Raw genomic sequence first — 7,265 nt, forward strand, 5'->3', positions numbered from 1 at the left:
TTATACCAGCCCCAGCTGTGGCACGAAATGCCAGCGATTACTGAAAGCAGGGTCATGTCCGAAAGAAGACCCCCCGCGAAGTGGCGGGGGGAGGTGACGGACCTCAGGAAGAGAGGGTCCGCGGGGAGTATCACACCCCTAGAATCGCGCAAAACCGCCAATTTCGATAGGACCGAGGTCACACATGAGAAACTCGTATTTTTCATGTGTGTTTTGGGGCACAGCGGCGATTTGGCACGGTTGGGCCGGAAAGTGACGTTAGGTCAACTGGTTGCAAGCCGTTTCTGCGCGGAAATTCGCTGATTTGGTGGCACTTGTCAGTGATGTGTCAAGGAATTTAACTCAGCAAGAACCGCCTGGGCTGCGGCTTTTGGGTCCTGTGCCTGATAGATCGGGCGGCCAACAACGATGTGATCGGCACCGTCGCTGATTGCACTGGCCGGGGTGGCCACACGTTTCTGATCGCCCAATGCTGCGCCTGCTGGTCGGACACCTGGAGTAACGATCAGACGACCTTCGGCCTGGGGCAGGGCGCGGATCAGCGCGGCCTCTTGCGGGCTGGCGATGACGCCATCGGCCCCGGCCTCTAGCGCGCGTGCCGCACGTTCGACCACCAGTTCCTGCACGTTGCCCTCTTTCAGCAGGCTGGCATCCAGATCGTCGCGGTTCAGCGAGGTCAGGATGGTCACGGCGAGGATTTTAAGGTCCTTGCCCGAGGCACCCTCTTTCGCGGCGCGTACCACATGGGGATCACCATGCACGGTCAGGAAATCCAGATCGAACTGTGCTAACCCGCGCACAGCGTTTTCCACTGTGTTGCCGATGTCGAACAGCTTCATGTCCAGAAAAATGCGCTTGCCGTGATCCTGTTTCAGCTCATTAGCCAGGGCCAGCCCGCCCCCGGTCAGCATACCCAGTCCGATCTTGTAGAAAGATACGGCATCGCCCAGCCGCTCGGCCATGGCCAGACCTTGCAAGGCGTTTGGAACATCAAGGGCAACGATCAGGCGGTCATCGGACATGGGGCAAGCTCCTTTTTGGCAAACGTCTGCGTCCTAACGGGTTCCGCGCCTTGTGTCCATGCAGGACCGATGTTTGATCGAAGTCGCAATCCTCATGACTGAGTGTGCTATGGTCCTCCCGTTACAAAGAACATTTAAGATGGGGGACTCATGAAACAGTTTGCAGGTGCGGGGTTTGTTTTGTCTTTGGTTGGCTGTCAGCAAATGCCGTTGCAGCCAGAGGCCGCAGATACGGTCATCAGATCCCCGACCAATCAGGACCTGCGCCTTGTGCGCGGCTATCGTTCGACCGACGATGATTGCCAGTTAACCGGCGAAACGGCCTTTACCGTCGATTTTCTGGATGACGCGGCTGATCTTGTGTCCTGCCCCTCAGGCAGCGATGCGGCGCAATCATTGGTCGACATGTATAATGCACGGCAAGTCGCAAAAACCGGAGGGTATACAGTCTATTCCGTACCGCGCCGTTAAGTGCGGAATCTGCGGCTTAGCCTCTTGAACCGTCAAAGATATTTCCCAGATTGAATGTGAGGCCCAGACCGACGCGTGCCGCCAAGCGGGCGCATCACATTCAGGGCGCTTGAGATAAAGGAGAATGCTATGGACTTGAACAAGTTCACCGAGCGGGCACGGGGGTTCGTGCAGGCGGCGCAGACGATTGCGCTGCGCGAGGGGCACCAGAGGTTGGAGCCCACACATATTTTGAAAGCATTGATGGATGACGATCAGGGGCTGGCCAGCAACCTGATCACACGTGCAGGTGGCGCGCCGAACCGTGTGGTCGAGGCGCTGGATGCTGCGATGGCCAAAATCCCGAAGGTCAGCGGCGACGCAAGCCAGATTTACATGGACGGCCAGACCGCCAAGGTATTGGACGAGGCCGCCAAGATTGCCACCAAAGCGGGCGACAGCTTTGTGCCGGTCGAACGCGTGTTGATGGCACTGTGCATGGTGAAATCCAAAGCCAAGGACGCTTTGGATGCCGGCGCTGTGTCCGCGCAGAAACTGAACGAGGCGATCAATGATATCCGCAAGGGTCGCACCGCTGACAGCGCGTCGGCGGAGGAAGGTTATGACGCGCTCAAAAAATATGCGCGCGACCTGACCGAGGCTGCGGCCGAGGGCAAGATCGACCCGATCATCGGACGGGATGAGGAAATCCGTCGCTCGATGCAGGTTCTGTCGCGTCGTACCAAGAACAATCCGGTTCTGATCGGGGAACCCGGCGTCGGTAAGACCGCGATTGCCGAAGGTATGGCCCTGCGCATCATCAATGGTGATGTGCCGGAATCGCTGAAGGACAAGAAACTGCTGGCGCTGGACATGGGCGCGCTGATCGCCGGGGCGAAGTACCGCGGTGAGTTCGAAGAACGCCTCAAGGCTGTTCTGACCGAGGTCACCGAGGCCGCCGGTGAGATTATCCTGTTCATCGACGAGATGCACACATTGGTCGGTGCCGGTAAATCTGACGGTGCGATGGATGCCGCCAACCTGATCAAGCCCGCGCTTGCACGGGGTGAGCTGCATTGCATCGGTGCAACCACGCTGGACGAGTACCGCAAATACGTCGAAAAAGACGCGGCCCTTGCGCGACGGTTCCAGCCAGTGATGGTGCAGGAGCCGACGGTCGAGGACACGATCAGCATCCTGCGCGGTATTAAAGAGAAGTATGAGCTGCACCACGGTGTGCGCATCTCGGACTCGGCACTGGTGTCGGCGGCGACCCTGTCGCATCGCTATATCACCGACCGGTTCCTGCCTGACAAAGCCATCGATTTGGTCGATGAGGCGGCGTCGCGTCTGCGGATGGAGGTAGACTCCAAGCCAGAAGAACTTGATCAACTTGATCGTCAGATTCTGCAGATGCAGATCGAGGAAGAAGCGCTGAAGCTTGAGGATGACGCAGCCTCCAAGGATCGTCTGGAAACCTTGCAAAAGGATCTGGCCGACCTGCAGGAGAAATCCGCCGAGATGACCGCCCAGTGGCAGGCCGAACGCGATAAGCTGGCAGGTGCGCGCGATCTGAAGGAGCAGCTCGACAAGGCGCGGGCCGATCTGGAGATCGCTAAACGCGAAGGCAACCTCGCCAAGGCGGGTGAGCTGTCTTACGGCGTCATCCCCGAGCTTGAGAAAAAGCTGACTGAGGCCGAAAACGCCGAAAGCAATGCCATGATGGCTGAGGAGACGGTGCGTCCGGAACAGATCGCTTCGGTGGTCGAACGCTGGACGGGTATCCCGACCTCGAAAATGCTGGAAGGTGAGCGCGAGAAGCTGCTGCGGATGGAAGACGATCTGCATTCCCGTGTGATCGGTCAGGATGCGGCGGTCACTGCTGTCGCCAACGCTGTGCGCCGTGCCCGTGCGGGTCTGAACGACGAAGGCCGCCCCTTGGGTTCGTTCCTGTTCCTCGGGCCGACCGGCGTGGGTAAGACCGAGCTGACCAAGGCCGTGGCAAACTTCCTGTTCGACGACGACAACGCGATGGTACGCATCGATATGTCCGAGTTCATGGAGAAACACGCGGTCGCCCGTCTGATCGGTGCCCCTCCGGGTTATGTCGGTTATGATGAAGGCGGTGTGCTGACCGAAGCCGTGCGACGCAGGCCCTATCAGGTCGTGCTGTTTGACGAGGTCGAAAAGGCGCATCCGGATGTGTTCAACGTGCTGTTGCAGGTTCTGGACGATGGTGTGCTGACCGATGGTCAGGGCCGCACCGTGGACTTCAAGCAGACGCTGATCATTCTGACGTCGAACCTCGGCTCTCAGGCGCTCAGCCAGTTGCCCGAAGGTGCGGACAGTGCGCAGGCCAAACGCGACGTGATGGATGCGGTCCGGGCGCATTTCCGGCCGGAATTCCTGAATCGTCTGGACGAAACGATCATCTTTGACCGGCTCAAGCGGGCCGATATGGATGGCATCGTTGATATCCAGATGGCACGCCTGCAGAAACGTCTGGCCGCCCGCAAGATCGAGCTGGCACTGGACGATGGCGCCAAGGAATGGCTGGCGAACGAAGGCTATGATCCGGTCTTTGGTGCGCGTCCGCTGAAGCGCGTGATTCAGCGCGCGCTTCAGAACCCATTGGCCGAGGCCCTGCTGGCCGGCGAGATCAAGGACGGCGAGACTGTCCCGGTGACCACCGGAGCCGAAGGTCTGATCATCGGTGACAGGCTGGGCACGTCAGATCGACCCCGCCCGGACGATGCCGTGGTGCATTGATCTGAGATTGGAAACCAGAAAGACCCGCCAAACTGGCGGGTCTTTTTTTTACACCTTGGCAAAATGCCCATTCAGAAAAACAGCGATTTCCGTCAGCGAGGCATCGGCTTCGGGTATCTCCGGGTAAAACTCGAACACGTGCCACATGCCCTCCCATACACGCAGGGTGCAGTCGGCGCCGGCCTGTCGCAGCAGGCGATCCAGACGCACGCAACCGCTCAACAAATGATCGCGGGTTCCCGAAGTCAGAAAGACGGGTGGAAAGTCTGCGTCGAAGGGGCCGTAAATCGGAGATACGTCGGGGGCTGTCAGGTCGACCTCTTTGCCAACATAACAGTCACGGAAAAAGTCGATTTCAGACTGATTTAGAAACGGGTCGCGATCTGCCAGTCCGCTGTCCCCGTTGTTCTGCAGGTCGACAAAAGGTGAAAGCAGGGCCAGTGCCGTTGGTAACGGAACGCCATTTGCGCGCATTCTGTGGACTGCAGCCAATGCAAGATTTCCCCCGGCAGATTCTCCGCACAGGCAAGCCCCAGGCGTTTCGGCCAGTACAGACGAGATGACTGCGGTGCAGGCATCAAGGGCCGCCGGGTATGGCGCTTCGGGGGCCAAGGGATAGTCCGGTGCAATCACGACCGCGCCGGTCTTGGCCGCCAGCCAGGCTGAGATTGGCAAATCCTCAAACGGGCTGCCAAGGGTAAAGCCGCCGCCGAACAGATAGACCAACCTGCGGCCAGAGCGCGGTTCGGCAGGAGTGATAACCATGCAACGCACACCGCCAATTGTTTCATCGGACAGTGCAACGCCGGACATTTCTACGGCTGCGGTACAACTGTCTGCGTAATCCTCTCGCAACATAGCCCGCATTTCGGGAAGAGGCTGCGTTAGATCCCGAATTGCGGCTTGTTCGGCATAAGATGCAGCCTTGGCACTGATTGCGGCGGGGGCGAGCATAGGTTTGTTTTTTCTGTGGTTCATACCATTGATATCGCAATGTCAGCAGGCGCAAGGGATCTAATGGATGCAGGTATGCTTTGACGGTTTCCCCAAAAACACCGCACTACGTCTGTCGATCCATTGCAAAGCCTGCACGTTCCGGGCCTGAATTGCAAAGCTTAGCTTGGTTGGGAACGTTCTGAAGTCCACGCCTACAGGCGACTACGTTACAATCTCGTCGCTCAATCGTGACGCTCATTACCTTGGCACTGTGCTATCAGCGATCTACCTCATACCCGAGGTGTTTTGACAACGGAGACATACATGGCGCATCGCTGGACCAATACATTGACACATGCGGACGTCACCCCAAGGGCGGCGTTTTTGAACCGGCGTCAGGTTATGGCCGGGCTGGCAGGTGTCGGACTGGCGGGGATGGCGCGCGGCGCGGCAGCGCAAGAAGCGCTGGAGCCGAACACCTGGGAAGAGATCACGTCTTATAACAACTTTTATGAATTCGGGACCGGCAAGGATGATCCTGCCAAATATGCCGGTGCGCTGACCACCGAACCATGGAGTGTTAAGATCGACGGTCTGGTCGACAATCCGGGCGACTATGACTTTAAGGATATCATGTCCGAGATGACGGTCGAAGAACGCATCTATCGTTTCCGGTGTGTCGAGGCCTGGTCGATGGTGATCCCATGGAACGGGTTCGAACTGGCTGATCTTCTGAACATGGCAGGTGTTCAGGAAGGGGCCAAATACGTGGCCTTTGAAACCGCCTTGATCCCCGATGAGATGCCGGGCGTGCGCTACCCGATTCTGGAGTGGCCTTACCGCGAGGGTCTGCGCTTGGATGAGGCGATGCATCCGCTGACCATCATGGCGACGGGTATTTATGATCGGCCGATCCCAAACCAGAATGGTGCGCCGCTGCGTTTGGTGGTGCCGTGGAAATACGGCTTCAAGTCGATCAAGTCGATCGTGCGGATCACTCTGACAGAAGAAGAGCCACCCACCAGCTGGAACATGTCGGCGCCACGTGAGTATGGCTTCTATAGTAACGTGAACCCGAACGTGAACCATCCGCGCTGGTCGCAAGCCTCGGAACGTGAAATCGGCGGCGGTCTCTTTGCCAAGCGTATCCCAACCCTGATGTTCAACGGCTATGAGAACGAGGTCGCCGGGCTGTACGAAGGCATGGATCTTTCGCAATACTATTAAGTCTATGCAGCAGGTGAATCATATATTACGCCGTATTCCCGCTTGGGCGGTCTACTTGATTGGGGCGCTTCCAGCGCCCTGGTTGTTTTACCAGGGGCTGACAGGCGGATTGGGCGTAAACCCGATAGAGGCGTTGGAGCATCGTTACGGAGAGTTGGCGTTACAGCTTCTGATTGGTGTGCTGGCGATTTCTCCTCTGCGGCGTTTCCTTGGCCTGAACCTGCTGAAGTTCCGCCGCGCCCTTGGGGTTCTGACCTTTGCGTATGTCACGCTGCATCTGTTGGTGTGGCTTGTGTTGGATGTGCAGGTGCCCAGCCAGATTTGGGCGGATATCGTTAAGCGCCCTTATATAACGGTCGGCATGGCCGCTTTTGTCTTGATGCTGCCGTTGGCGGTGACGTCGAACAATCTGTCGGTGCGGAAATTGGGTCCGCGATGGCGCAGCTTGCAGCGCCTGGTGTTTCCTGCGGCGATTCTGGGTGGGCTGCACTATGTCATGTTGGCCAAGGGCTTCCAGATTGAACCGCTGGTCTATCTGTCTGCAATCGTCGGCCTGTTGCTACTGCGTTTGCCTATATCCGGTGTGCTGACTCGGTCGCGTCAGGCCGATTCCATCTGACTCGGCGCTGAGTCTATGGGTAAGCCTGTTCAAAAGCTGAGATTCGAGGTGGGATGCGCTGCGTGTTGCGGGTTTCGTGGAGTGTGACATTATTTAAGCTTATGATTTATATGGGTAAAATTTAAATCTGCGGTTTTTTGCGAGTTTGTCGAATTTTCCACTTGCGGGTTGTTTGGGTAAACCTTAGAACCCCCTTCACCGGCGCTGCTGAGGCGGTGTTGGGACGCTGGAGACGGCGGAGA

6 protein-coding genes are annotated in these 7,265 nt (G+C 57.8%); 4 read left to right on the forward strand and 2 right to left on the reverse strand.

The window, feature by feature from the left end; genetic code table 11:
• Positions 1-317 precede the first annotated feature (317 nt).
• Positions 318-1,022 carry an orotidine-5'-phosphate decarboxylase gene (pyrF, locus tag ACR0M2_RS17380; protein ID WP_170361982.1) on the reverse strand — a complete coding sequence of 235 codons (705 nt, stop codon included), beginning with the start codon at positions 1,020-1,022 and terminating at the stop codon, positions 318-320.
• A 150-nt stretch (positions 1,023-1,172) separates the two neighbouring features.
• On the opposite strand from pyrF, the gene ACR0M2_RS17385 reads away from it, so the two are divergent.
• Positions 1,173-1,493: a hypothetical protein gene (locus ACR0M2_RS17385; RefSeq protein ID WP_170361983.1), complete on the forward strand. Its 321-nt coding sequence runs from the start codon at positions 1,173-1,175 to the stop codon at positions 1,491-1,493.
• Between the two features lie 129 nt (positions 1,494-1,622).
• Entirely contained in the window at positions 1,623-4,241 is a 2,619-nt protein-coding gene (gene clpB, locus ACR0M2_RS17390; protein ID WP_170399974.1) for an ATP-dependent chaperone ClpB, read from the forward strand.
• A gap of 48 nt (positions 4,242-4,289) precedes the next feature.
• Here the strand turns inward: clpB and ACR0M2_RS17395 are convergent, their stop codons facing one another.
• Entirely contained in the window at positions 4,290-5,195 is a 906-nt protein-coding gene (locus ACR0M2_RS17395) for an alpha/beta hydrolase (RefSeq protein ID WP_480706247.1), read from the reverse strand.
• A gap of 306 nt (positions 5,196-5,501) precedes the next feature.
• Between ACR0M2_RS17395 and msrP the strand changes: the two genes are divergently transcribed.
• Complete coding sequence (msrP, locus tag ACR0M2_RS17400; protein WP_170352004.1) at positions 5,502-6,404, forward strand: protein-methionine-sulfoxide reductase catalytic subunit MsrP; 903 nt, start codon at positions 5,502-5,504, stop codon at positions 6,402-6,404.
• Positions 6,405-6,408: 4 nt separating this feature from the next.
• Entirely contained in the window at positions 6,409-7,023 is a 615-nt protein-coding gene (gene msrQ, locus ACR0M2_RS17405) for a protein-methionine-sulfoxide reductase heme-binding subunit MsrQ (protein ID WP_170352003.1), read from the forward strand.
• Positions 7,024-7,265: the final 242 nt, after the last annotated feature.

The organism is Ruegeria sp. BE10 (genome assembly GCF_056538905.1).